Here is a 25023-nt window from a genome sequence, read left to right on the forward strand (position 1 = left end):
TGCGATCCTGGATCCCGTATGTCTACGCATCCCGCCCCCGTTCTCGGCACCCTCGCCCCCCGTCTGACCGAGTTGTCGCTGCGCGACGCGCATCGGCTCGGCCGGCGGCTCGAGGGCGCGCGCAAGATCCGTAAGCCGGAGGCCCGCGCCGCCGTCCTCGCCGAGATCGAGGCGGAGGTCGGTAAGGCCGAGGTCCGTATGGCCGAGCGGCGTGTCCGCGTGCCCGCCGTCTCGTACCCCGAGCAGCTGCCGGTCAGCCAGAAGAAGGACGAGATCGCGGCGGCCATCCGCGATCACCAGGTCGTCATCGTGGCCGGTGAGACCGGTTCCGGAAAGACCACGCAGATCCCGAAGATCTGTCTGGAGCTGGGCCGGGGTGTGCGCGGCATGATCGGGCACACCCAGCCCCGGCGGATCGCCGCCCGGACGGTCGCCGAGCGCGTGGCGGAGGAGCTGAAGACGCCCCTCGGTGAGTCCGTCGGCTGGAAGGTGCGGTTCACCGACCAGGTGAATCCGGAGGCCACCTTCATCAAGCTGATGACGGACGGCATCCTGCTCGCGGAGATCCAGACCGACCGCGAGCTGCGCGCCTACGACACGATCATCATCGACGAGGCGCACGAGCGGTCGCTCAACATCGACTTCCTGCTCGGTTACCTGGCCCAGCTGCTGCCGAAGCGGCCGGATCTCAAGGTCGTCATCACCTCGGCGACCATCGACCCCGAACGCTTCTCCCGGCACTTCGACGACGCGCCGATCGTCGAAGTCAGCGGGCGGACGTACCCCGTGGAGGTGCGCTATCGCCCGCTCCTCGAAGAGGACTCGGACGACACCGACCGGGACCAGATCACCGCGATCTGCGACGCGGTCGAGGAACTCCAGGCCGAAGGCCAGGGCGACATCCTGGTCTTCCTCTCCGGTGAGCGGGAGATCCGGGACACGGCGGACGCGCTGGAGAAGAAGAGGTACCCCCGCGCCGGAGGCGCTCATTGGCAGGGCACGGAGATCCTGCCCCTGTACGCCCGGCTGTCGCACGCCGAGCAGCACCGGGTGTTCCAGCCGCACACCGGGCGCAGGATCGTTCTGGCCACGAACGTCGCCGAGACCTCCCTCACGGTCCCCGGCATCAAGTACGTCATCGACCCCGGCTTCGCCCGGATCAGCCGCTACAGCCACCGCACCAAGGTCCAGCGGCTGCCCATCGAGCCGGTCTCGCAGGCCAGCGCCAACCAGCGCAAGGGCCGCTGCGGCCGTACGTCCGACGGCATCTGCATCCGGCTGTACTCCGAGGACGACTTCCTCGCCCGCCCGGAGTTCACCGACGCCGAGATCCTCCGTACGAACCTCGCCTCCGTCATCCTCCAGATGACCGCGGCCGGCCTCGGCGACATCGAGAAGTTCCCCTTCATCGATCCGCCGGACCATCGCAACATCCGGGACGGCGTACAGCTGCTGCAGGAGCTGCACGCGCTCGACCCCGCGCAGAAGGACCCGCGCAAACGCCTCACCGACACCGGCCGCAAGCTGGCTCAGCTGCCCGTCGACCCGCGCCTGGCCCGCATGGTCCTGGAGGCCGACAAGAACGGCTGTGTCCGCGAGGTCATGGTCATCGCGGCCGCGCTGTCCATCCAGGACCCGCGCGAGCGCCCGGCCGACAAGCAGGCCCAGGCCGACCAGCAGCACGCCCGCTTCAAGGACGAGACCAGCGACTTCCTCGCCTACCTCAACCTGTGGCGGTACATCCGCGAGCAGCAGAAGGAGCGGGGATCGAGCTCCTTCCGCCGGATGTGCAAGCAGGAGTACCTGAACTTCCTGCGCATCCGTGAGTGGCAGGACATCTACACCCAGCTGCGCACGGTCGCCAAGCAGATGGGCATGCACCTCGAGGAGCCCGCGGCGGGTACGGACGCCCCCGCCGACCGCATCCACACCTCCCTGCTCGCCGGCCTCCTCTCGCACGTCGGGATGAAGGACGTACGCGACGGCAACAAGAACGAGTACCTGGGCGCCCGCAATGCCAAGTTCGCGATCTTCCCGGGCTCGGCGCTGTTCAAGAAGCAGCCGAAGTTCGTGATGTCGGCCGAACTGGTGGAGACGAGCCGGCTCTGGGCCCGGGTCAACGCGAAGATCGAGCCGGAGTGGGTCGAACCGCTCGCCGAGCACCTCCTCAAGCGGACGTACAGCGAGCCGCACTGGGAGAAGGACCAGGCGGCCGTGATGGCGTACGAGAAGGTCACGCTGTACGGCGTCCCGATCGTCGCCCAGCGCAAGGTGAACTACGGTCGCATCGACCCGGAGACGAGCCGCGAGCTGTTCATCCGCAACGCGCTGGTGGAGGGTGACTGGCGCACGCACCACAAGTTCTTCGCCGACAACCGCAGACTCCTCAGCGAGGTCGAGGAGCTGGAGCACCGGGCGCGGCGCCGGGACATCGTGGTCGACGACGAGACGCTCTTCGACTTCTACGACCAGCGGGTGCCCGAACACGTCGTGTCCGGCGCGCACTTCGACTCCTGGTGGAAGCGGATGCGGCACGAGCAGCCCGACTTCCTGGACTTCGAGCGGGAGATGCTCATCCGGGAGTCGGCGGAGGCGGTCACCAAGGCCGACTATCCGGACGTCTGGCGGCAGGGCAACCTGAAGTTCAAGGTCACCTACCAGTTCGAGCCGGGCGCGGACGCGGACGGCGTCACGGTCCACATCCCGCTCCAGGTCCTCAACCAGGTCACGGACGAGGGCTTCGACTGGCAGATCCCGGGCCTGCGCGAGGAGGTCGTGACGGAGCTGATCCGCACCCTCCCGAAGCCGATCCGCCGCAACTACGTACCGGCGCCGAACTACGCGAAGGCGTTCCTGGAGCGGGCGGTGCCCCTGCAGGAGCCGCTGCCGGTGACGATGGCCCGCGAGCTGAAGCGGATGGTCGGCGTCCCGTTCGAGGCGGACGACTTCGACTGGTCCAAGGTCCCGGACCACCTCAAGATCACCTTCCGGATCGTCGACGAGCGGCGCCGGAAGCTGGCCGAGGACAAGGATCTGGAGGCGCTGAAGCTCAGCCTGAAGCCGAAGGCGAGGAAGGCCCTGTCCCAGGCGGCGGCCGCGACCGCGTCCCGCGAGGGCGGCGAGTCCCTGGAGCGCAGGGGCCTGACCGACTGGACGATCGGAGCCCTCACCCGGGTCTTCGAGACGCGCCGGGCCGGCCAGCCGGTGAAGGCGTACCCGGCACTGGTGGACGACGGCGACACGGTCTCCGTCCGCCTCTTCGACACCGAGGCCGAGCAGGCCGAGGCCATGTGGAAGGGCACCCGGCGGCTGATCCTGCGCAACATCCCGGTGAACCCGGCGAAGTTCGCGTCCGAGAAGCTGACCAACGCCCAGAAGCTGGCGCTCTCCTCGAACCCGCACGGCTCGATCCAGGCGTTGTTCGACGACTGCGCGATGGCGGCGGCCGACAAGCTGATCGCGGACTTCGGGGGCCCGGTCTGGGACGAGGAGTCGTACCGGAAGCTGTACGACAAGGTGCGCGCGGAGATCGTCGACACGACGGTCCGTACGGTCGCCCAGGTGCAGCAGGTGCTGGCGGCCTGGCAGGCCTGTGAACGCCGCCTGAAGGCCGTGAGCAGCCCCGCGCTGCTGGCGAACCTGACGGACGTGCGCAAGCAGCTGGACGCCCTCGTGAAGCCGGGATTCGTCACCTGGGCGGGCACAGGGCGTCTGCCCGACCTGATGCGCTACCTGGTGGCCGTGGACCGGCGCCTGCAGCAGATGCCGACGAACGTCCAGCGGGACACCACGCGCATGGAGAAGGTCCACGAGATGCAGGACGAGTACGCGTGGCTCCTGGAACAGCTCCCCAAGGGCCGCCCGGTTCCGTCCGCGGTCCTGGACATCCGCTGGATGCTCGAGGAGCTGAGGGTCAGCTACTTCGCCCACGCCCTCGGCACCGCGTACCCCGTCTCCGACAAGCGGATCGTGAAGGCGATCGACGCGGCCGTGCCGTAACCGTTCGCGTACAGGGGGTGAGTTCGACCAGGCGGCCTCACCTCCTGTACAGTCTCTTCTCGCAGCGCAGTGCACGAACCAAGCACCGCGAAACCTGGTCCTGTGGAGCAGTTTGGAGTGCTCGCCACCCTGTCAAGGTGGAGGCCGCGGGTTCAAATCCCGTCAGGACCGCATCAACGAAGGGCCCGCATCCGACAACGGAAGCGGGCCCTTCGGCATACCCCCTCTGCCGCAGCGCAGATCACCCCCACACCTCAGCGTCCATCCCCCGGCCAGCCGGAGGCCGCGCCCGCGGCGGAGCCGCAATCAGACACAGCAAATCCCGTCAGGACCGCATCAACGAAGGGCCCGCATCCGACAACGGAAGCGGGCCCTTCGGCATACCCCCTCTGCCCCGGCGCAGGCCCACCCCCACACCTCAGCGGGCCCTTCCGCATGCCGTCGGCTTCTCGGTGCCGCTCTGCGCATCCAGCCCGTCCGGCGATGGAGGACAAGGACCGTTCAGGGCCGTGCGGGGGGCTGGGAGCGGCAGCCTCGAGGGGGACCCCGGCCGAACCGGCGGAGCCGCCCGCCCTTGACGACGTCTCTTTCCGCCGGTACCCAGGGACCAGGGCCCGTTCCCCTGTGCGGTCCGCGGAGGTGGCGTATGGCGGCATCGGTCCGGCACGAGACGCGGGCGCTGCTGAGGGCCCATCTGGCGGCCGCCTCGTCCTACCGGCATCTCACCCGCCACTGCCCCATCTGCCATCACCTCCTGCGGCTGGCGATGGACGCCGTCCCCCGAGTCCCCGAAGCGAGCGACGAGGAAGGCGAGGACGAACGTCCCCGCACCGCGTGACCGCCGCCGGCCCCAACGGCCCGCTCCACGTGGGACGCTGGAACAGGCCGCTCCACTAGCGCACCCGTGCCGTCGGCAACAACCGCCGGGGTGTGTGACGGGAGTCACCGCATGAGTTTTTGAAAGGGCGGTACTTACCCCTGTCATACAACTGGTCAATTTAATATGTGCAATTGCACCGGCCTCAGAGCCCACGCACAGCCGTACCGACAGCCCGCCCAGACTCCGACAAGGCCGCTCACAGCGGCCCACCCGGCCCCCGACCAGCGCACAAAAAAGATCGCGCTGGACCCGGCGGAGTCCAGCGCGATCTACGACGCACCCTGTGTCGCTGCCTACAACGTTCTCTTCGGCTTGGGCGAGGGGCCTGTTGGGGCAGGTCCCGCGTCGCTTGGAGCTAGGGTTCGGGCGCCTCGGCCGGTTGGGGGACCTGCCGGATTTGCCCGGTTATTCGGTTGTTCAGGCCTCGCTGCGCTGCTGCGGGATGCCCGCGAGCAGTGCGCGGACCTCGGCCTCGCGGTAGCGGCGGTGCCCACCGAGCGTGCGGATGGACGTGAGCTTGCCGGCCTTCGCCCACCGCGTGACCGTCTTCGGGTCGACGCGGAACATCGTGGCGACCTCAGCCGGGGTCAGCAGCGGCTCGGCATCAGGGGTGCGAGCGGTCATGAGCGGCCTCCTCGGGAGAACCGAACCTTCTCGGTTCTTTCCTCTAAATTCTGCACCTTGACCCGCGTTGCCCGAAATGGCGGACGCGAGTCGAGTCGGTTATAGGACGAACGGCTTGTCCTCGGCACTACAACTACACCATCTGTCCAGCCGCGTCGGCCAAACCGATGGAATTGCCCTCCCAGGTGTTCATCAGCGACGGAAGCCGATGGACCATGCCATAGCGGACAGTCACGCCACTGTGACGATCAGTCACAGGGCGATCAGGAGTCACAAGACCCCCCAAAGCGTGCAATGCCGAGAATCCGCCCGCAGTGGAGCATAGTTGGACGGAAGGAACCCTCCCCGGACTCCTTGTCCTATTTTGGCATGAGGGGTGGCAAGAGGCGCAAGGGCCGTGTAAGTGCCGTCCATCACCCTTGGGGCAAAAGTCCAGATCGGGACCAACGTCCCGTCACATGGTCAAGTGGCCTAGACCGTACGTCGTTCGACGCCGTTTGGGCCGTGACGTACGTCACTCTTCAGGCGTTTCAGGAACTTCAGTTCGCCGAACGCCTGTCCCGGACCGCCCGCCACCGCTCCACGAGCCGCACATAGGCCTCCCCGGCCGCCGCGCCGTCGCCCCGGCGCAGCGCCGCGATGCCCTCGGCCACGTCCGCCGCCGAATGGTCGCCCTCCAGCTCACCGGCCGGCAGCACATGCACCAGGCCGCCGTAGTCCAGTTCCACCAGCGAGCGCGGGTGGAACTCCTCCAGCCAGCGGCCGACGTCCACCAGGCCGTCGATCAGCGGCCCCTCGTCGATGGCGTCCTTCAGCGTGCGCAGCGCCCGCGCCACCCGCCGCCGGGCCTGCACCATCGGCGTGCGGTAGCGCAGCAGCGGCGGCACCTCGGCGGTGCCCTTCTCGTAGCGCCGCTCCTCGTCGGAGACCAGCACGAACCAGTTCAGCGGCACCTGCCAGGTCGCCGTGCGGATCCACGGGCGGGCGTCGGGGTTGCGGTCGAGCCAGCGCTCGTAGTCCTGGGCCGCCTGGCGCCGTACGACCGGGGGCAGCACCGCGTCCAGGACCGGCGCCGGAAGCTCCTCGGCCAGCTCGCCGAGCGCCTGCCAGCCGCGCAGCCGGGTCCGCCAGGGGCACACGCAGACCACGCCGTCGACCTCCAGCACGAAGGCGTCGCTGCTCTCGTGCACCGGCACCGCGATCGGCGGGGTGGGCAGCAAGCCTGCCAGGGAGCGGCGCAGTTCGTCCTGATACGAGGGGCGGTCGGGGCGGCGGGCGTAGCGCGCCCAGTGGCCGCGCTCCGGCTCCGGGAAGGCGCCCAGCGGCTCGTACACGCGCAGGTACGCGGCATAGGGGACGACCACGGAGGACACCTTCGGCACGCCTGCTCCCTCCCCATCGGGCCCGGCTCGAAACCACTGCAAATCGTGCCATGGTCATGCGTGCGCACGAGGCACGGGAGAGTGATCCTGAACACTGCACGGATGGTGGTCGTGCCAAGGCTCTACGCTCATGCCACGGCACCCCGCCACCCGTACGGGGTTCCACCCCACCCGCCGCTCTTTACACAGGAGTCACCACAGTGACCGACGTAATTGGCGCATCTGCTGATGTCCTGCAGACCCTGTTCCACTCGGACCAGGGGGGCCATGAGCAGGTCGTGCTCTGCCAGGACCGCGCCACCGGCCTCAAGGCCGTGATCGCCATCCACTCCACCGCCCTGGGCCCGGCCCTCGGCGGTACGCGCTTCTACCCCTACGCGACCGAGGCCGAGGCCGTCGCCGACGCCCTCAACCTCGCGCGCGGGATGTCGTACAAGAACGCCATGGCCGGCCTCGACCACGGCGGCGGCAAGGCCGTGATCATCGGCGACCCGGAGCGCGACAAGACCGAGGAGCTGCTCCTCGCCTACGGCCGCATGGTCGCCTCGCTCGGCGGGCGCTACGTCACCGCCTGCGACGTCGGCACGTACGTCGCCGACATGGACGTCGTGGCCCGCGAGTGCCGCTGGACCACCGGCCGCTCCCCCGAGAACGGCGGCGCCGGCGATTCCTCCGTGCTCACCGCCTTCGGCGTCTACCAGGGCATGCGCGCCTCCGCCCAGCACCTCTGGGGCGACCCCTCGCTGCGCGGCCGCAAGGTCGGCATCGCGGGCGTCGGCAAGGTCGGCCACCACCTGGTGAAGCACCTGATGGACGAGGGCGCCGAGGTCGTCGTCACGGACGTGCGCGCGGACGCCGTCCAGCGGATGGTCGACCAGTACCCCGGACGGGTGACGGCGGTCACCGACACCGAGGAGCTGATCCGGGTCGAGGGGCTCGACATCTACGCCCCCTGCGCGCTCGGCGGCGCCCTGAACGACGTCAGCGTTCCGGTGCTCACCGCCAAGGTGGTGTGCGGCGCGGCCAACAACCAGCTCGCGCACCCGGGCGTGGAGAAGGACATCGCGGACCGCGGGATCCTCTACGCGCCGGACTACGTGGTGAACGCCGGCGGCGTGATCCAGGTGGCCGACGAACTGCACGGGTTCGACTTCGACCGGTGCAAGGCGAAGGCCGCGAAGATCTTCGACACCACGCTGGCAATCTTCGCACGTGCGAAGGAAGACGGGATTCCGCCGGCCGCCGCGGCCGACCGGATCGCCGAGCAGCGGATGGCCGAGGCGCGCGGCAGCCACGCTGCGCACTGAGTCGGTCGCACGCGTGAGCGGTACCCGCCGGTGGGGAGTTGGAGAGAACTCTCACTTCCATCGGCGGGTCGTTCCCCGATAAGTGGTTAAAATCGCCACTGACCAGCGAGGACGGGGCGCCTCGAAGGTCCAGGGCACACGCGCGTGCTGCGGGCGACGTACCGTATGGGCGCGGGCTCAGGTACCGTGGAAGCCCTACGGACCGGCCTCTCCACGGAGGGTCCGTTCCGATCATGAACGCGTGTCAGACTCTGGGGCCGTCAAGCCCCGTCACCGAGGGGGTCGAGCCATGGGGCGCGGCCGGGCCAAGGCCAAGCAGACAAAGGTCGCCCGCCAGCTGAAGTACAACAGCGGTGGGACTGACCTGTCACGTCTGGCCAGTGAACTGGGCGCATCGACTTCGAGCCAGCCGCCGAACGGCGAGCCGTTCGAGGACGATGAGAACGACGAGGACGATCTGTACTCTCGTTACGCCGACCTCTATGAGGACGACGACGAGGACGAGGACGAGGGTCCCTCACAGCACCGTCGCGGCGCTTGACCCAGTACTCAGCACCCGCCCGGTCGGTGGCACTGCCACCGACCGGGTTCTGTGCTACCCCGCAGATTCAGCTCGCGTAGTCCCCGACCAGCTCCGCGCCGGTCTCCTTGGCGCCGCGGTCGGCGATCTCGCCCGCGACCCAGGCATCGACCCCGCGGTCGGCCAGCGTGGCCAGGGCCACCTCGGTGGACTCCGGCGGGACGATCGCCATCATGCCGACGCCCATGTTGAGGGTCTTCTCCAGCTCCAGGCGCTCGACGTTCCCGGTCTTCCCGACCAGGTCGAAGATCGCGCCCGGGGCCCAGGTGGAGCGGTCGACGGTCGCGTGCAGCGTGTCGGGGATCACGCGGGCCAGGTTGGCCGCGAGTCCGCCGCCGGTGATGTGCGAGAACGCGTGCACGTCGGTGGTGCGGGTCAGTGCCAGGCAGTCCAGCGAGTAGATCTTCGTGGGCTCCAGCAGCTCCTCGCCGAGGGTGCGGCCGAGCTCCGGGATCTGCGTCTCCAGGGCCAGGCCGGCCGTGTTCAGCAGGACGTGGCGGACCAGGGAGTACCCGTTCGAGTGAAGCCCGGAGGACGCCATGGCGATCACCGCGTCACCCTTACGGATGCGATCCGCGCCGAGCAGCCGGTCGGCCTCCACGACTCCCGTACCGGCCCCGGCGACGTCGAAGTCGTCCTCGCCGAGCAGACCCGGGTGTTCGGCCGTCTCGCCGCCCACCAGGGCGCATCCGGCGAGCACACAGCCCTCCGCGATGCCCTTCACGATGGCGGCGACGCGCTCCGGGTGGACCTTGCCGACGCAGATGTAGTCGGTCATGAACAGCGGCTCGGCGCCGCACACCACGATGTCGTCCATGACCATGGCGACCAGGTCGTGGCCGATGGAGTCGTAGACGCCCATGCGGCGTGCGACGTCCACCTTCGTGCCCACGCCGTCCGTGGCGGAGGCGAGCAGCGGGCGCTCGTAGCGCTTGAGGGCGGAGGCGTCGAAGAGCCCGGCGAAGCCGCCGAGGCCGCCGAGGACCTCGGGGCGCTGGGTCTTCTTCACCCACTCCTTCATCAGCTCGACGGCGCGGTCGCCCGCCTCGATGTCGACGCCCGCCGCTGCGTAGCTGGCACCAGTTGTCTCAGACATGACTGTGAGAGCTTTCGTGTCGTACTGCGGTGTTACGGGCGACGGATCGCGTCGGCCGCGGCCGTGGCGGCGGGACCGGCCGCCAGCTCGGTCTCCAGCAGCTGCTTGCCGAGCAGCTCGGGGTCCGGCAGCTCCATCGGGTACTCGCCGTCGAAGCAGGCGCGGCACAGGTTCGGCTTGGCGATGGTGGTCGCCTCGATCATGCCGTCGATGGAGATGTAGGCGAGCGAGTCGGCGCCGAGCGAGGTGCCGATCTCCTCGATCGTCATGCCGTTGGCGATGAGTTCCGCGCGCGTGGCGAAGTCGATGCCGAAGAAGCAGGGCCACTTCACGGGCGGCGAGGAGATCCGGATGTGGACCTCGGCGGCGCCGGCCTCGCGGAGCATGCGGACCAGGGCCCGCTGGGTGTTGCCGCGCACGATCGAGTCGTCCACGACGACCAGGCGCTTGCCCTTGATGACTTCCTTCAGCGGGTTCAGCTTCAGGCGGATGCCCAGCTGGCGGATGGTCTGCGAGGGCTGGATGAAGGTCCGGCCGACGTACGCGTTCTTCACCAGACCCGCACCGAAGGGGATGCCGGAGGCCTCCGCGTAGCCGATGGCGGCCGGGGTGCCGGACTCCGGCGTCGCTATGACGAGGTCGGCCTCGACGGGGGCTTCCTTGGCCAGCCGGCGGCCCATCTCCACGCGGGAGAGGTACACGTTCCGGCCGGCGATGTCGGTGTCCGGGCGGGCCAGGTACACGTACTCGAAGACACAGCCCTTGGGCTTCGCTTCCGCGAATCGGGAGCTGCGCAGGCCGTTCTCGTCGACGGCGACGAACTCGCCCGGCTCGATCTCGCGGACGAAGCTGGCGCCGCAGATGTCCAGTGCGGCACTCTCGGAGGCGACCACCCAGCCGCGCTCCAGCCGGCCGAGGACCAGCGGACGGATGCCCTGCGGGTCACGGGCGGCGTAGAGGGTGCCCTCGTCCATGAAGACGAGGGAGAAGGCGCCCCGCACCTTCGGGAGGACCTGGTGGGCCGCCTCCTCGATGGTCAGCGGCTTGCCGTCCTCGTCGACCTGGGCGGCGAGCAGCGCCGTCAGCAGGTCGGTGTCGTTGGTGGCCGCGACCCGGGTGGAGCGGCTGTTGTTGTCGTTCGGCAGCTCGGCGACCATCTCGGCGAGCTGCGCCGTGTTGACCAGGTTGCCGTTGTGGCCGAGCGCGATCGAACCGTGCGCGGTGGCGCGGAACGTCGGCTGGGCGTTCTCCCACACGGAGGCGCCGGTGGTCGAGTAGCGGGCGTGTCCGACCGCGATATGACCCTGGAGCGAACCGAGCGAGGTCTCGTCGAAGACCTGGGAGACCAGGCCCATGTCCTTGAAGACGAGGATCTGGGAGCCGTTGCTGACCGCGATTCCCGCGGATTCCTGACCCCGGTGCTGGAGGGCGTAGAGCCCGAAGTACGTGAGCTTTGCGACCTCTTCACCCGGAGCCCAGACACCGAAGACGCCGCAAGCGTCCTGGGGGCCCTTCTCGCCGGGAAGCAGATCGTGATTGAGTCGACCGTCACCACGTGGCACGCCACCGAGTGTAGGCGAGGTCGACCACTGGTCCGAATTGGGGATTCGTGCCCTCACCTACTCCGGTTTTGCCGATCAGCTTGTCGGCTTCCGCGTTTGCGCTGGTCAACGGAGTGTCCGGGGGCTCTGGGCGTCGGTGGCGGCGCTGTGGGCGGCGGTCGCGCGGCCGGTTGCCGGGTGCGCGAGTGAGGTGTCGCACATCATCCGGGCGCGTTGCGGCTGAGGTGGATGTGGTCGCCGTCGCCGTCCGTGAGCGTGAGTTTCGCCTGGTCCGTCCGGGCGACGAGGGTGCCGGTGGTGAGCGCGCGGGCGAGTGCACGCTCGAAGTCCATCCGGTCCGGGCCGCAGGCCATCCGGGTCGTGCGCAGGTCGCCGAACGTGAGGTGGTCGCCGTGGACGGTGACCCGGGCGCTGAACTGGTTGCACCCGAGGTTGCCGGCCGCCTTGCCGCCCTCGTCGATGCGAAGGCGGGCGGAGGCGGGCGCGTGCCGGGTCGTAGCGCCGACGGTGAGGCTGTCGATACGCCAGTCGATGCCGGTCACGGGCTGGGGGACGGTCACCGCACCACTGTCCGCCCTCCCGCTGCCGCACGCCACTGTCAGCACGGCCAGCGTGGCGGCCACCGGCGCGAGGATCATGCGCTGCTTGTACCGGTTCATGGCGATTCGACGGTAGACCCGTCCTGCCGGTTCCGCTACGACATCAGCGGCAGCAGCCCCCCGATGTCCGCCCGCTCCCCACTGGCGCTCACCTTGGCCTCCTCCAGCGCGTCCTTCCAGCTCAGGCGGCCGGTGGCGAGCCGGACCCAGGTCAGCGGGTCGGTCTCCACGACATTGGGCGGGGTGCCACGGGTGTGCCGGGGCCCCTCGACGCACTGCACCACGGCGTACGGCGGCACCCGCACCTCGGTGGAGCCGCCGGGCGCCTTCACGGCGAGGGCGTCGGCGAGCAGCCGGGTGGCGGCGGCCAGGGCCTGGCGGTCGTACGGGATCTCCAGGCCGGGCACCGCGGTGTTCAGGTCGTCGGTGTGGACGACGAGTTCGGCGGTGCGGGTGACCAGGTAGTCGTCCAGGGGCAGCGCACCTGCGCTCGTCTGCAGGATCCGGCTGCCGGAGTGCTCGGCGAGCAGGGCGCGCATGGACCGGTCGATGTCCGTGAGGTAGGCGTCGAGGTCGGGTTGTCCGGCGGACAGGTTCCGGGTGAACTCGTCGATGGCGGCGGCGTTGGCCGCGGTGGCGAAGGGCCAGTCGAGCAGGACGGCGTCCGCCTTGGCCGGCTCGGGCAGGGCGAGCGAGCGGTGGACGGCGGTGAGCGCCATGCCGATGTGCGCGATCAGGTCCCGTACGGTCCACTCGCCGAGCCGGGTGGGCAGCGCGAGCTGCTCCTGGCCGAGGCCGCGCACGGCCTCCCGGACGTTTCCGAACTGGGCCAGCACCGCGGCGCGGGTCTTGGCGGGGTCATAGCTGCGGGCACGCTTCTTCGCCGGTGGCATGGCGGTGAGCCTATGTCCTGACCGCATGGTCCTTCAGGCCCTTTTCGATCAGCTCGAACGCCTGCAGCGCGCGTCCGGCGGCGTCGACGGTCTCCTCGATGAGCAGGCCGCCCAGTTCCCGCGCGCCCTTCCACCATCTCCAGGACTGCCGGCGCACCTCTCGGCACTGGACACGCTGTTCCTGTGCCGGGCCGGGCCGATGCCACCGTAGTAGTACGCCCCACGGCCACTTGCGAACGCCGGCCACGAAAGCCGATGGTGCGATGGAACAGGCGGCGCGCATGACTCGGCCCCGCCTGTCGGAACAGGCGGGGCCGTCAGCCTTGTCGGGGACACCGACTCCTGGCTACGCCAGCAGCGCCGGGATCGTCCCCTCGTGCGCCGCACGCAGCTCCTCCAGCGTGAGCGCGAACTCGCCCTGGACCTCCACCACTGCTTGCGCGTCAGACGCCGTACCGTCCACGACGCCGATCCGCGTGGCCGGCAGCCCCCGCGCACCGCACATGTCGTTGAAGCGGACCTCCTCCGAGCGCGGCACCGCGACCATCGCGCGGCCGGCCGACTCGGAGAACAGGAACGTGAACGCGTCCAGGCCGTCCGGTACGACCAGCCGCGCACCCTTGCCGCCGAGCAGCGCGGACTCGACCACGGCCTGGATCAGGCCGCCGTCGGACAGGTCGTGTGCGGAGTCGATCATGCCGTCGCGGGAGGCGGAGATCAGGATCTCGCCCAGCAGCCGCTCGCGCTCCAGGTCGACCTGCGGGGGCAGACCGCCGAGGTGGTCGTGGACCACCTGGGACCAGGCCGAACCGCCGAACTCCTCGCGCGTGTCGCCGAGGAGGTAGATCAGCTGACCCTCCTCCTGGAAGGCGACCGGCGTGCGGCGCGCGACGTCGTCGATCACGCCCAGGACCGCGACCACCGGGGTCGGGTGGATGGCCGCCTCGCCCGTCTGGTTGTAGAGCGAGACGTTGCCGCCGGTCACGGGCGTGCCCAGCTGCTGGCAGGCGTCCGCCAGACCGCGCACGGCCTCCGCGAACTGCCACATCACGGCCGGGTCCTCGGGCGAACCGAAGTTCAGGCAGTCCGACACCGCGAGGGGTTTGGCGCCCGTCGTCGCCACGTTCCGGTAGGCCTCCGCCAGGGCCAGCTGCGCGCCCGTGTACGGGTCGAGCTTGGCGTAGCGACCGTTGCCGTCCGTGGCGATCGCGACACCGAGGCCGGACTCCTCGTCCACGCGGATCATGCCGGAGTCCTCCGGCTGGGCGAGGACGGTGTTGCCCTGTACCAGGTGGTCGTACTGCTGGGTGATCCAGTTCTTGGACGCCTGGTTGGGGGAGGCGACCAGCTTCAGGACCTGGTCCTTCAGCTCCTCCGAGGTCGTCGGACGCGGGAGCTTGTTCGCGTCGTCCGCCTGCAGGGCGTCCTGCCAGTCCGGGCGGGCGTACGGGCGCTCGTACGTCGGGCCCTCGTGGGCGACCGTGCGCGGGTCGACGTCCACGATCTTCCCGCCGTGCCAGAAGATCTCCAGACGGTCGCCGTCGGTCACCTCACCGATGACGGTGGCGATGACGTCCCACTTCTCGCAGATCTCCAGGAAGCGGTCGACCTTCTCCGGCTCCACGACCGCGCACATGCGTTCCTGCGACTCGCTCATGAGGATTTCCTCGGGCGAGAGAGTCGAGTCGCGCAGGGGGACGTCGTCCAGCGTCACGCGCATGCCGCCGGAGCCGTTCGACGCCAGCTCGGAGGTGGCGCAGGACAGGCCCGCCGCACCCAGGTCCTGGATGCCGACGACCAGCTTCTCCCTGAAGGCCTCCAGGGTGCACTCGATGAGCAGCTTCTCCTGGAAGGGGTCGCCGACCTGGACCGCCGGGCGCTTGCTCGGCTTGGCGTCGTCGAAGGTCTCGGACGCCAGGATCGACGCGCCGCCGATGCCGTCACCACCGGTCCGGGCCCCGTACAGGATGACCTTGTTGCCCGCCCCGGAGGCCTTGGCGAGGTGGATGTCCTCGTGCCGCATGACACCGATGGCACCCGCGTTGACCAGCGGATTGCCCTGGTAGCAGGCGTCGAAGACGACCTCGCCACCGATGTTGGGCAGGCCCAGGCAGTTGCCGTAGCCGCCGATGCCCGCGACCACGCCCGGGAGCACACGCTTGGTGTCCGGGTGGTCCGCCGCGCCGAAGCGCAGCGGGTCGACCACGGCCACCGGCCGGGCGCCCATGGCGATGATGTCGCGGACGATGCCGCCGACACCCGTGGCCGCGCCCTGGTAGGGCTCGACGTACGACGGGTGGTTGTGCGACTCGACCTTGAAGGTCACGGCGTAACCCTGACCGACGTCGACGACACCCGCGTTTTCTCCGATGCCCACCAGCAGCGCATCGCTCTCGGGCGCCTTCTCGCCGAACTGGCGCAGGTGGACCTTGGAGGACTTGTACGAACAGTGCTCGGACCACATCACCGAGTACATGGCGAGTTCGGCACCGGTGGGGCGGCGGCCGAGGATCTCGACCACGCGCTCGTACTCGTCCTTCTTCAGGCCGAGTTCGGCCCAGGGCAGCTCGACGTCGGGGGTCGCGGCCGCGTGCTCGACCGTGTCCAGAGGCGTCCGGCTCATGCGTTGACCAGCTTCTTGAGGATCGAGGTGAAGAACGGGAGTCCGTCGGTACGACCCGTACCGACCAGCGGCTCGACGGCGTGCTCGGGGTGCGGCATGAGGCCGACGACGTTCCCGGCCTCGTTGGTGATGCCGGCGATGTCGTTGAGCGACCCGTTGGGGTTGCCGCGTTCATCGGCGACATCGTCGCGGGCGAGGTACCGGACCACGACCCGGCCCTCGGCCTCCAGCTTGTCCAGCGTGTACCGGTCGGCGACGTACCGGCCGTCCATGTTCTTCAGCGGGATGTGGATCTCCTGGCCGGCGCGGTAGTCGCTGGTCCAGGCGGTCTCCGCGTTCTCCACCCGCAGCTTCTGGTCGCGGCAGATGAAGTGGAGGTGGTCGTTGCCGAGCATCCCGCCCGGGAGGAGGTGGGCCTCGGTGAGGATCTGGAAGCCGTTGCAGATACCGAGGACCGGAAGACCGGCCTTCGCCTGCTCGATCACGGACTCCATCACCGGCGAGAACCGGGAGATGGCACCGGCACGCAGATAGTCGCCGTAGGAGAAACCGCCGGGCAGGACCACGGCGTCGACCTGCTTGAGGTCCTTGTCCTTGTGCCACAGGGCAACCGGTTCGGCGCCGGCGAGGCGGATCGCGCGCTGGGCATCCCGATCATCGAGGCTGCCCGGGAAAGTGACGACGCCAATACGAGCGGTCACTTGGCCGCCTCCGCGACTTCCGTGGCCTCTTCCACCTTGACGATGAAGTCCTCGATCACGGTGTTGGCGAGGAAGGATTCCGCGAGCTCGTGGATGCGGGCGAGCGCGGCCGCATCGACCGGCCCGTCAACTTCGAGTTCGAATCGCTTTCCCTGACGTATGTCCGAGATCCCTTCGAAACCCAGGCGCGGCAGCGCACGCTGGACCGCCTGGCCCTGGGGGTCGAGGATCTCCGGCTTGAGCATGACGTCGACTACGACGCGTGCCACTGGCACTCCCGGTGTGTGGTGCTGAGCAGGTCCCTTCAGACTACCCGCACAAAATTTCTACGCGGGTAGAGTTGTAGGAAACTACGTGAGGCACATCACGATCGGGTGTCGAAGCCGTACCACCGCGAAAAGTTCTGGGAAAGTTCCCCAGTCCGCCCCGTTCACCTATTGTCTTCGGACACGCGGACGGATTTAGTCGGGCTTCACTTTGCATTGCCGAGCACTGTACAAATGAATTGGCAATAGCCGATACTCGGCACGTCATCGCCGGTGAGCTGTATCGACGTGCCGCACGAAGGGACCGATATTCGTGGCGCAAAAGGTCGTGGTCACGCTCTTTGACGACATCGACGGCTCGGAAGCGGCGGAAACGATCGCCTTCGGACTCGACGGGAAGTCGTACGAGATCGACCTGAACGAAACCAACGCCAAGAAACTGCGCAAGGCGCTCGCGCCCTACGTCGAGGCCGGCCGCAAGCGGTCGCGGTCCGGTAAGGCGTACAAGCAGACGGAGGTCGCCCCCGACCCGGCGGCCGTCCGCGCCTGGGCCCAGGCCAACAAGATGGACGTCCCTGCCCGCGGACGCATCCCCAAGAAGGTCTACGAGGCGTTCAGCGCCGCGCAGTGAGGCGCAACCGGGAGCCGTTGCGAGCGGCCGCCCGCCTGAGCCCGCGAAGGGGCAGTCCTCAGGGTCCGTCAGCGGACCCTGAGGGCCGCGCACTTGGGCATACCGGGCACCAGGGGAAGCCGACTTGCGTCACCCCCCTGTTGATCAGCTAATGTCTGGGGCACGCCGAGGGGCCAGGCCGAAAGGCCGGAACCCCGAGGAGCGTGCGGGTGTAGTTCAGTAGCAGAACATCCCCCTTCCAGGGGGAAGGCGCAGTGTGCGATTCCTGTCACCCGCTCCGGCACCGGTCGTCACGACCACTCTTGTGGATCAGGTAGGCTGGTGCTCGCACCGATCGGTGGGAGCCGGTCGGGAGCAGTGCGGACGTAGCTCAGTTGGTAGAGCGCAACCTTGCCAAGGTTGAGGTCGCGAGTTCGAGCCTCGTCGTCCGCTCGGGATAAAAGCCCCGGTCCACTGGACCGGGGCTTTTTCGTTGCCCGGGGATCCGCTCCGACCTCTGTCGTACCGAGCAGGACCCCGGCGTCGGGTGGAGGCCACGGGACGAGGAAGACGGGACCGGCGTCACTCCCCGAGTGGCCGGGCGGCCGTCGCAGCCGCCCGGATCTTCGGATGCCGGGCCTCGGCGGTGTGAAGGCCGCCACATCTCTGCGTGTCGAACTGCCCGTCCGTCACATGCTGATCGTCACCGGGCGCGGGTGGCCCGGCCACCTGAAACGGGCGCTCGTGGCCGGTGCGCGCGGGTTCGCACCGAAGACCGTCAGTGCCCGGCGGCCCGCCGGGATCACGCGGGCCGTGCCTGCCGGAAAACGGTGGGCGGCCTCGGAGTTGGCCGTCGACGCGATCTCCGCCGGGGGACTGCTCACCGACCGCGCGGGAGGCCGAGGGGCTGGAGCCGGCGGCGGGCGGGGCGCCGGTCGCGGAGATCGGCGAGCGGTCCGCGGCGCCCCCGCGGACCGAGCGGGACCACCTCTTCCCGGCCGTCACGAAGCCCGGCGCGGAGAACCGTCGCGCGGCAGTGCGTCTCACACGCGAAGGAGGTTGCTATAGTTGCTCTCGCGCCACGGCGCAACGCGGACGTAGCTCAGTTGGTAGAGCGCAACCTTGCCAAGGTTGAGGTCGCGAGTTCGAGCCTCGTCGTCCGCTCGGGAAAAAGACCCCGGTCCACTGGACCGGGGTCTTTTCGTGCTGCTAGCTCCAGCTCAGGCCCGTGAGGCGCTCGTACGCCTCCACGTACTTCTGCCGGGTCTGCCGGACGACCTCGTCCGGCAGCGGTGGCGGGGGCTGCTCGCTCCTGCGGTCCCAGCCGGAGGCGGCGGAGGTCAGCCAGTCGCGGACGAACTGCTTGTCGTACGACGGCTGGGCGCGGCCCGGCTGCCACTGGTCGGCCGGCCAGAAGCGGGAGGAGTCCGGGGTGAGGACCTCGTCCGCGAGGACCAGGGAGTCGCCGTCGAAGCCGAACTCGAACTTGGTGTCCGCCAGGATGATCCCCCGGTCGCGGGCGATGTCCCGGGCCCGGGAGTACACGGCGAGGGTGGCCTGGCGCAGCTGGGCGGCGGTGTCGGCGCCGACCTGGCGGGCGACCTCCTCGTAGGAGACGTTCTCGTCGTGCTCGCCGACCTCGGCCTTGGTCGCCGGGGTGAAGATCGGGGCGGGGAGTTCCGAGCCGTCGACGAGGCCTTCGGGGAGGGCGAGGCCGCAGACCGTACGGGACTCGTCGTACTCGACCAGGCCGGAGCCGGTGAGGTAGCCGCGGGCCACGCACTCCACCGGGACCATCTTCAGGGACTTGCAGACCAGCGTGCGGCCCGCCCAGTCGGCGGGGGCGCCCTCGGGCAGCTCGGTGCTGATCACGTGGTTGGGGGCCAGGTCGCGCAGCTGGTCGAACCACCACAGGGACAGCTGGGTGAGGACACGGCCCTTGTCGGGGATCTCCGTGGGCAGCACCCAGTCGTACGCGGACATGCGGTCGCTGGCGACCATCACGAGGTCGCCCGCCTCGTTCTGGTACAGCTCGCGCACCTTTCCGGTGTGCAGGTGCACCAGGCCCGGAACCTGGATCGGCTCGGGCTTTTCTACGAATCCGGACACGGTTCCTCCCCGTGGTTCTGTCCAAGTGCCTCGATTCTCCCTTATGGGGGTGATGGGTTTCGGCCAGGGGGTCGTGTCGTTCCTGGTGATCAGTCGCGTTTGCAGATGCGGTCGAGCAGGTTCGCCGTGGCGCGCTGGATGCGGGGGTCCACATGGCCGGGTCGGTCCAGGGCCGGGGACCAGGCGAAGGTGCCGGAGGCGAAGACCCAGGCGCCGGAGGGGGCGCGGTAGAGGGAGGTCTCCTGGTGGCGCAGGACGCCGTCGTTGTCGGTGTACGGGGAGTGGGCGAGCAGGATGCGCTCCTCGTGCGCGGGCAGCGGGGTGCGCGGGAAGTACCGGTCGGCCTCGCCGGCGACCAGGCCCGCGATCTCGTCGCCCTCGTGCGCGCCGGTCGCCTCCCACAGCCAGTGGCCGGCGTTGCGGACGACCAGCGGATGCGGCTCGGGCACCCGGCCCGCGTACTGGATGCCGACCAGTTGCTGCTCGGGCCGGTCGATCTCGCGCCAGAGGACCGGCTTGCCCGGCCCCTTGCGTTTGCGGCAGGTCAGCAGGCGGTCCGGGACACCGGACGGGGACGGGCCCAGCTCCACCTGCCAGTACATGGTGTTGGCGGAGAGGAAGACCAGCGATGTGCCCCGGTCGCGGGCGTCCTCGACGGCGCGGCGCATCGGCATCGACCAGTACTCGTCGTGGCCGGGGAAGACCAGGCCCCGGTAGCGCCCGGGGTCGACGCGGCCGGCGTGCAGGTCGCGCGCGTCGGCGTAGGCGAGGTCGTAGCCGTACCGCTCGGCCCAGCGGATGAAGTCGTAGGCGTGTCCGACGTGCAGGGGCAGGCCGGCGCCCGCGTAGGGGCGGTCGAAGGAGACCGTGGTCGCCGCGTCGGCCTCGCCGAGGAGGCGGCCCTTGTCGTCCCAGGCGTGGTAGAGGCTGGCGCCGGTGCGGCCGTCCTCGGGATACAGGTTGTACGCCTGCCACGTGATGTCGGGCAGCAGCAGGAGCAGGTCGGCGGGGTGGTCGTCGCGAACCGTGAACGGCACGTGGGAGCGGTAGCCGCCGGCGGTGGTCAGGACGGCCACATAGGCGCCGACGGGCCAGTGGACGGGCACCTGGAGACGCCAGGACAGCCACCAGTGGTGGCAGGAGACCGTGCGGTCGACGGCCAGCGGCGGGGGCTGGACGATGCCGGACAGGCGCGGGCTCGTGGTGATCTTCGCGGCGCCGTCGCCGCCGTAGTGGCCGATGCGGTAGATGTCGACGCCGAACTCCTGAGGCGGGTCGACCGTGATGTGAAAGTCGATCGCCTGGCCGGGCGTGACCGCGCCGGTGGAGGTGAAGCCCTTGATCTGGCGGTGCACGTCGTCGGCCGAGCGGGGTCCGGGCACGCGCGGGGCGGGACCGACCCCCTTGAGCGGCTGCGGGCTAGGGTCGACGTACCAGGGCACGACGTGACCCGTGTCGTCGAAGTACGTCTCACTGCCGCGCAGCCAGGGCACCGGGCCCTGACCGAAAGGGTCCGTGACGGCGTGCGCGAGCGCTCCGGACTCCCAGCGGCGGATGTGGTCCGAGGCCATGGTCGCTCCCCTCCCTCAAGCCCCCCGTGTCGTCCTGTCTCGGTGGTGCTCGCCGTGCTCGCTGTTCTCGCTGTTGCTCGGTGGTACGCGCGGTGCTCGGCCGTGCTGTCGTATGTCGCACGCCCTTGCCAGGTGCTTGGTCGCTCCCAGCACATCACATAACGCACGGGGTCGGTCACTAGTCGTTGCGAATTGACCTGAAGTGGAAGACAGAGCTCCCGTTTGGCGAGCGGTACGGGCTTCTGCACGGGCTTGCAGACCGGCTTCTAAAAGGGCTTCTTCCGCACGGGTTCCTAGACGAGCCGTACGGGCTTCTCGGGGCGTATCCCGGACGCGGCCAGCCAGTCGCGCAGCGGGCCCGGGTCTCCCTCCTCGATGAGGCTGAGCACCCTGGGCGTGAGGTCGGCGGCACGCTCACCGCCCAGCAGCAGGGAGGGGCCGTCAAGCCAGTCCAGGGCGGGGACCGCGTCGGCGGTGTCGACGGCCGCGCAGCACACCATCGCCGTGACGTGCTCGGTGAGCAGGTCGCGGGCGGTGCGTGGGGGTTGCAGCGGGAAGAGCGGCAGGCCGGTGTCGTCCCACAGGGCGCTCTCGGGGCTCCGGCCGGTGGCGGTGGCGCCGGTTCTCGGCGCGCCGGCCTCCTCGCGGGCCAGCGCGGCGCTCAGGCCTGCGGCGAGGGCGGCGCTGCGTTCAGTGCCGGGGTCGTCGGTGGCAGGGTCCGCCTCGGCCTCGCGGGTTGCCTGCGGCGCTTTGGCGGCGCGGAATGCCTCCGCCTCGGCTGCGGCTGCGGCTGCGGCTTCGGCGGCGCGGGACGCCTCCGCCTCGGCTGCGGCGTCCGGGTTCCCACCCGGACCAGGACCATCGGTGCGGCTTTCGTCGTCGGCTGCGAGTGGCCCCTCTGCGGCGTCCTCGCCGTCGATGGCTTGCGGGACGGGCGGGACTGCGGGGCCATGCTCGCCGTCGATGGCTTGCGGGGCTCCGGGGCCGGGCTCGCCGTCGATGGCTTGCGGGACGGGCGGGATTGCGGGGCCATGCTCGCCGTCGGTGGCTTGCGGGGCTCCGGGGCCGGGCTCGGCGGCGGTGGCTTGCGGGACGGGCGGGATTGCGGGGCCATGCTCGCCGTCGGTGGCTTGCGGGGCTCCGGGGCCGGGCTCGGCGGCGATGGCTTGCGGGACGGGCGGGATTGCGGGGCCATGCTCGCCGTCGGTGGCTTGCGGGGCTCCGGGGCCGGGCTCGGCGGCGGTGGCTCGGGGAGTGTGGTGCGGGGATTTCGGTATCGCCGCTTCCGTGGGGCGTTCGGTGAGGTGGTCCAGGACGCGGGCCAGGGTCGGGCCGCCGGGGTCGGGGGTGGCGGGGTCGAGGGAGGGGCGGACGCCGAGGGAGTCCAGGACGCGGTGCAGACGGGCGGCGTCGGCGCGCCAGGTGCGGTCCACGACCTCCTCGGGATACGCCTGCCAGTCCACCGGCGCCCAGTCCGGACGGGACTCAGCGGGGCCGCCGTGGAAGAGGCGGGCGGCGAGCAGGGACGCGGCCTCGTCCACGGCACCCGGCTCCTCCAGGAGGTCGCAGGCCGGGCGCTCGCCGAGCCGGGAGGTGAAGCCCTCGGCCAGGCGGTCGCGCCGGGACAGCTCGGTGAGCGCCGCCACCACGCCCGCGTCCAGCCGCGAGGGCCAGCGGCCCATGCGCCAGGCGGGCAGCGCCACTCTGGTCAGCAGCCGGTCCCAGCCGGCGTAGGCGAGTCCCACCTGCTCCTGGGCGACGATCCGCAGGCCGTAGTCGACGGCCTGGGCCCGCTCGGCCGCCGCCGCGGCCACTCCCCGCTCCATCTGTGTCGCGTGCTCCCGGCAGCCGCGCAGCAGCAGCCGGGCCACCCAGCCGAGGGCCGCGCACACACCGCGTGTCGCCGGGCAGCGGCCCGGTGTCGAGGCGACCGCGACCGCCGCGTCCAGGCCGCGTACGAAGCGCCGGGCGGCGGCTATGTCCGGATGCGCCGAAGGGCCCGTACCGGCGATGACCGGGGCCAGCACCGCGCGCAGTTCGCCGACCCGCATCCACCACAGGAACGGGGAGCCGATGACGAGCACCGGCGCGAGGGACGCTCGGCGGCGGCCCGGACCCGCCAATTCGTCCTCGCCGGGCGCGGGGCGCGGGGGTGGGCCGTGGGCCGAGTGCGTACGGTCCTCCAGCCAGCTGTCACAGTCCGGGGTGAGCGCTATGGCCGAGGGGGCCGGCACGTCCAGCCGGTCGGCGAGGTCGCGCACCATCCGGTACAGGTCCGGGGCGGACTCCTCGGGGACCGGCACCGTCGGGCTGACGGCGGGGCGGGCCCGGGCCACGACCAGGGCGATGCCGGCGGCGCCCAGCAGCACCAGCACGGCGAGCAGGCTCACGATCCAGCGGGCCACGTCCCAGCCCCGGCCCACGAAGTGACCGGTGGGGCCGCCCGCCAGCAGGATCACCGCGGCGGCCGCCGGCAGCAGGGCCACGGCCAGCGCCCGGCCCCGGACCCGCAGTACGGCGAGGGCCCGGGAGCGCGCGGCCTGGGCTCCGATCTCCACACCGATTCCGGTCACGTCCCGCCCTCACCCCCTCGCTGCCGATGCCGTGCTGTCCTGGTTGTGCTCACTCCCCCACTGTGGCACCCGCCACTGACATCGCAATGCCGGTGGGCCAAGTGCCGGAACGCTTGCGCGGCACCCTAGTTGGGGCCCCCGCCCCCGTCAGCCGTATGGACCATTGCTCACTCGATGGAATGGCTTTGGTCAGAGGTGGGTGACAGACAGCAAAGATCAGGCCCCGGATTGTGGGTCCGGGGCCTGGGTGCGGCTGTGTCGCGGAAGGGCAGGTCAGGCGGTTGTCGCCCGGTCGGCCTGGTCGGCCCGGTCGGCCTGGGCCGCCTTCGCGGCGATGTCCGTGCGGTGCTGGGAGCCGTCCAGATGGATCCGGCCCACCGCCCGGTACGCCCGCTCGCGCGCCTCGGTCAGGTCCTTGCCGCTGGCAGTGACGGACAGCACCCGCCCGCCCGCACTGACGACTGCGTCGCCGTCCCGCCTGGTCCCGGCGTGCAGCACGTACGCGTGCGGGGCGTCCTCGGCGGCCACCTCGTCCAGACCGGTGATCGGGTCGCCGGTGCGGGGGGTGGCGGGGTAGTTGTGCGAGGCGACGACGACTGTGACGGCCGCGTCCTCGCTCCAGCGCAGGGGCGGCAGATCGGCGAGGTTGCCGGTGGCGGCGGCCATCAGGAGGCCGGCCAGCGGGGTCTTGAGCCTGGCCAGCACGACCTGGGTCTCCGGGTCGCCGAAGCGGGCGTTGAACTCGATCACCCGGACGCCGCGGCCGGTGATCGCGAGGCCGGCGTAGAGCAGACCGGAGAACGGGGTGCCGCGGCGGTGCAGTTCGTCCACGGTCGGCTGCAGAACCGTCTCCAGCACCTCGTCGACCAGCTTCGGGTCGGCCCACGGCAGCGGCGAGTACGCGCCCATGCCGCCGGTGTTGGGGCCCTCGTCACCGTCCAGGGCACGCTTGAAGTCCTGGGCGGGCTGGAGCGGTACGACCGTCTGCCCGTCGGTGATCGCGAAGAGGGACACCTCGGGGCCGTCGAGGAACTCCTCGATGACCACGCGCTCGCAGGCGGCGGCGTGGACCCTGGCGGTCTCCTGGTCGTCGGTGACGACCACGCCCTTGCCGGCGGCGAGGCCGTCGTCCTTGACGACGTAGGGGGCGCCGAAGGCGTCCAGGGCCTCGGCGACCTCCTCGGCGGTCGTGCACACGTAGGAGCGGGCGGTCGGCACCCCGGCCGCCGCCATGACGTCCTTGGCGAAGGCCTTGGACCCCTCCAGTTGCGCGGCCTCCCCGGACGGGCCGAACACCGGGATGCCCGCCGCGCGGACGGCGTCGGCCACACCGGCGACCAGCGGGGCCTCCGGGCCGACGACGACCAGGTCGGCACCGAGGCCTGCGGCCAGCTCGGCGACCGCCTTGCCGTCGAGCGCGTCGACCGGGTGCAGCTCGGCGACCTCGGCGATGCCGGCGTTGCCGGGGGCGCAGTGCAGCGCGGTGACGTCGGGATCGAGGGACATGGAGCGGCACAGGGCGTGTTCGCGGGCGCCGCTGCCGATGACGAGGACCTTCACGGGGTCAGCCTACTGGCAAGGTCGCCGAAGGTTGGGGGCCGGGTTTGTTGGGCTTTCCTCCAAGGCGCCGGGTGTCGGTGCGGCCGTC

The 25023-nt window shown here is 70.3% G+C and carries 19 protein-coding genes, 4 tRNA genes and 1 pseudogene; 10 read left to right on the plus strand and 14 right to left on the minus strand.

Features of this window, described 5'->3' with window-relative positions; all coding sequences use genetic code 11:
- The first annotated feature begins 18 nt into the window (after nucleotides 1-18).
- From hrpA to SRB17_RS18235, 3 genes are all read left to right on the plus strand, one after another.
- Nucleotides 19-3999, plus strand: a complete 3981-nt coding sequence (gene hrpA, locus SRB17_RS18225; protein WP_153540074.1) for an ATP-dependent RNA helicase HrpA — start codon at nucleotides 19-21, stop codon at nucleotides 3997-3999.
- Nucleotides 4000-4095: 96 nt separating this feature from the next.
- Nucleotides 4096-4170 (plus strand) — tRNA-Asp (locus tag SRB17_RS18230).
- A gap of 475 nt (nucleotides 4171-4645) precedes the next feature.
- A complete protein-coding gene (locus tag SRB17_RS18235) occupies nucleotides 4646-4837 on the plus strand; it encodes a DUF6274 family protein (RefSeq protein WP_153540076.1) in 192 nt (63 codons plus the stop codon).
- A gap of 459 nt (nucleotides 4838-5296) precedes the next feature.
- On the opposite strand, the gene bldC is transcribed toward SRB17_RS18235, so the two are convergent.
- Entirely contained in the window at nucleotides 5297-5503 is a 207-nt protein-coding gene (gene bldC / locus SRB17_RS18240; protein ID WP_003949541.1) for a developmental transcriptional regulator BldC, read from the minus strand.
- A gap of 539 nt (nucleotides 5504-6042) precedes the next feature.
- Nucleotides 6043-6885, minus strand: a complete 843-nt coding sequence (locus tag SRB17_RS18245; protein WP_323375852.1) for a hypothetical protein — start codon at nucleotides 6883-6885, stop codon at nucleotides 6043-6045.
- A gap of 200 nt (nucleotides 6886-7085) precedes the next feature.
- On the opposite strand from SRB17_RS18245, the gene SRB17_RS18250 reads away from it, so the two are divergent.
- Together SRB17_RS18250 and SRB17_RS18255 are read left to right on the plus strand one after the other, a co-directional pair.
- Nucleotides 7086-8192, plus strand: coding sequence for a Leu/Phe/Val dehydrogenase (locus SRB17_RS18250; protein WP_323375854.1), 1107 nt, complete (start codon nucleotides 7086-7088; stop codon nucleotides 8190-8192).
- A gap of 289 nt (nucleotides 8193-8481) precedes the next feature.
- Nucleotides 8482-8733 (plus strand): DUF3073 domain-containing protein, encoded by a 252-nt coding sequence (locus SRB17_RS18255; protein WP_153540080.1) that lies wholly within the window; start codon nucleotides 8482-8484, stop codon nucleotides 8731-8733.
- Nucleotides 8734-8800: 67 nt separating this feature from the next.
- Here SRB17_RS18255 and purM read toward each other — a convergent pair whose 3' ends face one another.
- The 8 genes from purM to purS all read right to left on the minus strand — a co-directional run bounded on the left by purM (nucleotide 8801) and on the right by purS (nucleotide 16515).
- Nucleotides 8801-9868, minus strand: a complete 1068-nt coding sequence (gene purM, locus SRB17_RS18260) for a phosphoribosylformylglycinamidine cyclo-ligase (protein WP_153540082.1) — start codon at nucleotides 9866-9868, stop codon at nucleotides 8801-8803.
- Between the two features lie 32 nt (nucleotides 9869-9900).
- Nucleotides 9901-11430, minus strand: coding sequence for an amidophosphoribosyltransferase (gene purF, locus SRB17_RS18265; protein WP_323375856.1), 1530 nt, complete (start codon nucleotides 11428-11430; stop codon nucleotides 9901-9903).
- A gap of 200 nt (nucleotides 11431-11630) precedes the next feature.
- Nucleotides 11631-12089 (minus strand): META domain-containing protein, encoded by a 459-nt coding sequence (locus tag SRB17_RS18270; protein ID WP_153540084.1) that lies wholly within the window; start codon nucleotides 12087-12089, stop codon nucleotides 11631-11633.
- 35 nt (nucleotides 12090-12124) lie between these two features.
- Nucleotides 12125-12922 carry a maleylpyruvate isomerase family mycothiol-dependent enzyme gene (locus tag SRB17_RS18275; RefSeq protein WP_153540086.1) on the minus strand — a complete coding sequence of 266 codons (798 nt, stop codon included), beginning with the start codon at nucleotides 12920-12922 and terminating at the stop codon, nucleotides 12125-12127.
- 10 nt (nucleotides 12923-12932) lie between these two features.
- Nucleotides 12933-13079: a hypothetical protein gene (locus SRB17_RS18280; protein WP_153540088.1), complete on the minus strand. Its 147-nt coding sequence runs from the start codon at nucleotides 13077-13079 to the stop codon at nucleotides 12933-12935.
- A 189-nt stretch (nucleotides 13080-13268) separates the two neighbouring features.
- Complete coding sequence (gene purL, locus SRB17_RS18285; protein ID WP_153540090.1) at nucleotides 13269-15545, minus strand: phosphoribosylformylglycinamidine synthase subunit PurL; 2277 nt, start codon at nucleotides 15543-15545, stop codon at nucleotides 13269-13271.
- Nucleotides 15542-16246 (minus strand): phosphoribosylformylglycinamidine synthase subunit PurQ, encoded by a 705-nt coding sequence (purQ, locus tag SRB17_RS18290; protein ID WP_323375857.1) that lies wholly within the window; start codon nucleotides 16244-16246, stop codon nucleotides 15542-15544. The genes purL and purQ overlap by 4 nt, the downstream gene beginning before the upstream one ends.
- Nucleotides 16243-16515 carry a phosphoribosylformylglycinamidine synthase subunit PurS gene (gene purS, locus SRB17_RS18295; RefSeq protein ID WP_323375858.1) on the minus strand — a complete coding sequence of 91 codons (273 nt, stop codon included), beginning with the start codon at nucleotides 16513-16515 and terminating at the stop codon, nucleotides 16243-16245. The genes purQ and purS overlap by 4 nt, the downstream gene beginning before the upstream one ends.
- 310 nt (nucleotides 16516-16825) lie before the next feature.
- Between purS and SRB17_RS18300 the strand changes: the two genes are divergently transcribed.
- The 5 genes and pseudogenes from SRB17_RS18300 (at nucleotide 16826) to SRB17_RS18315 (ending at nucleotide 18286) form a co-directional block, all read left to right on the plus strand.
- Nucleotides 16826-17143 carry a histone-like nucleoid-structuring protein Lsr2 gene (locus tag SRB17_RS18300; protein ID WP_031164632.1) on the plus strand — a complete coding sequence of 106 codons (318 nt, stop codon included), beginning with the start codon at nucleotides 16826-16828 and terminating at the stop codon, nucleotides 17141-17143.
- Nucleotides 17144-17348: 205 nt separating this feature from the next.
- Nucleotides 17349-17420: transfer RNA gene (locus SRB17_RS18305), tRNA-Gly, on the plus strand.
- 82 nt (nucleotides 17421-17502) lie between these two features.
- Nucleotides 17503-17575, plus strand: a tRNA-Gly gene (locus SRB17_RS18310).
- Nucleotides 17576-17743: 168 nt separating this feature from the next.
- Nucleotides 17744-18182, plus strand: a pseudogene (locus SRB17_RS46385) (DNA-binding response regulator); the annotation flags it as partial.
- Nucleotides 18183-18213: 31 nt separating this feature from the next.
- Nucleotides 18214-18286, plus strand: a tRNA-Gly gene (locus SRB17_RS18315).
- Nucleotides 18287-18331: 45 nt separating this feature from the next.
- On the opposite strand, the gene SRB17_RS18320 is transcribed toward SRB17_RS18315, so the two are convergent.
- The 4 genes from SRB17_RS18320 to purD form a co-directional block, all read right to left on the minus strand.
- A complete protein-coding gene (locus SRB17_RS18320; protein WP_323375860.1) occupies nucleotides 18332-19231 on the minus strand; it encodes a phosphoribosylaminoimidazolesuccinocarboxamide synthase in 900 nt (299 codons plus the stop codon).
- An 89-nt stretch (nucleotides 19232-19320) separates the two neighbouring features.
- Nucleotides 19321-20802, minus strand: coding sequence for a N,N-dimethylformamidase beta subunit family domain-containing protein (locus tag SRB17_RS18325; RefSeq protein ID WP_153540092.1), 1482 nt, complete (start codon nucleotides 20800-20802; stop codon nucleotides 19321-19323).
- A gap of 293 nt (nucleotides 20803-21095) precedes the next feature.
- Nucleotides 21096-23375 (minus strand): hypothetical protein, encoded by a 2280-nt coding sequence (locus SRB17_RS18335; RefSeq protein WP_323375861.1) that lies wholly within the window; start codon nucleotides 23373-23375, stop codon nucleotides 21096-21098.
- A 273-nt stretch (nucleotides 23376-23648) separates the two neighbouring features.
- On the minus strand, nucleotides 23649-24935 hold the full coding sequence (gene purD / locus SRB17_RS18340; protein WP_323375862.1) for a phosphoribosylamine--glycine ligase: 1287 nt from the start codon (nucleotides 24933-24935) through the stop codon (nucleotides 23649-23651).
- Between the last annotated feature and the right edge of the window lie 88 nt (nucleotides 24936-25023).

The sequence above is a fragment of the Streptomyces sp. RB17 genome (assembly GCF_009604455.1).
In the GTDB taxonomy this organism is placed as follows: domain Bacteria; phylum Actinomycetota; class Actinomycetes; order Streptomycetales; family Streptomycetaceae; genus Streptomyces.

What these genes read in the sequence shown, in the direction of transcription:
- SRB17_RS18270 (WP_153540084.1), bottom strand. Translation starts at nt 12,089, where the DNA reads ATGAACCGGTACAAGCAGCGCATGATCCTCGCGCCGGTGGCCGCCACG.
- hrpA (WP_153540074.1), top strand. Translation starts at nt 19, where the DNA reads ATGTCTACGCATCCCGCCCCCGTTCTCGGCACCCTCGCCCCCCGTCTG.
- purM (WP_153540082.1), bottom strand. Translation starts at nt 9,868, where the DNA reads ATGTCTGAGACAACTGGTGCCAGCTACGCAGCGGCGGGCGTCGACATC.
- purL (WP_153540090.1), bottom strand. Translation starts at nt 15,545, where the DNA reads ATGAGCCGGACGCCTCTGGACACGGTCGAGCACGCGGCCGCGACCCCC.
- SRB17_RS18275 (WP_153540086.1), bottom strand. Translation starts at nt 12,922, where the DNA reads ATGCCACCGGCGAAGAAGCGTGCCCGCAGCTATGACCCCGCCAAGACC.
- SRB17_RS18255 (WP_153540080.1), top strand. Translation starts at nt 8,482, where the DNA reads ATGGGGCGCGGCCGGGCCAAGGCCAAGCAGACAAAGGTCGCCCGCCAG.
- SRB17_RS18325 (WP_153540092.1), bottom strand. Translation starts at nt 20,802, where the DNA reads ATGGCCTCGGACCACATCCGCCGCTGGGAGTCCGGAGCGCTCGCGCAC.
- SRB17_RS18235 (WP_153540076.1), top strand. Translation starts at nt 4,646, where the DNA reads ATGGCGGCATCGGTCCGGCACGAGACGCGGGCGCTGCTGAGGGCCCAT.
- bldC (WP_003949541.1), bottom strand. Translation starts at nt 5,503, where the DNA reads ATGACCGCTCGCACCCCTGATGCCGAGCCGCTGCTGACCCCGGCTGAG.